We start from the raw sequence: 496 nt of genomic DNA, 5'->3' as shown, positions 1-496 counted from the left end.
CTCTGCGGGGTGAAAAGCTGCTCGACGACGAAGCCGAACGCGGCATTCGAACCTGGACATCGGCGACCGAAATCGCCCGGCTTCTGTTGATGCGGCGAGTGATCTGGCCCCTACCGCGCGAGCACGAGCTTTGGCGCTACCGGGTGCTCGGCGCCATCATTCCCGATCTCGACCATGTCGTTGCCGAGCAATTGCAGAATCTGCCCACACCTGCAAAGCCGATCCTGCCGCTCGATATGCGGCCGGCTCTGCTGGCCGGCGTTGCCATCGTCGAGCGCGCCGGCCCGGAAATGCTCCGGATGCTGCGTGGGCACATGATGGGCGACAACCGGGCCCGATTCTCTGACGCCGCAGAGAACATGATAGCTCAAGCCGGCACGCTGCGAGCTTCTAGGCAAATGCAGTTAATTTGAGAATCTGGCTGCAGGAATTCTCACGATTAAGTGCCTAACCCGGGCAAAACCACCGCATTCTTGCATTTAAATGCCAAGCGACA

At 60.1% G+C, this 496-nt stretch carries 1 pseudogene; it reads left to right on the top strand.

Annotated elements, in window-relative coordinates:
* Positions 1–413: pseudogene (locus V1479_RS26145) on the top strand (hypothetical protein); the annotation flags it as partial.
* Positions 414–496: the final 83 nt, after the last annotated feature.

The organism is Neoaquamicrobium sediminum, from assembly GCF_040970315.1.
GTDB lineage: Bacteria > Pseudomonadota > Alphaproteobacteria > Rhizobiales > Rhizobiaceae > Aerobium > Aerobium sediminum.
The sequence above is the reverse complement of the archived record's forward strand: the minus strand, read 5'-3'. Positions and strand labels throughout refer to the sequence as shown.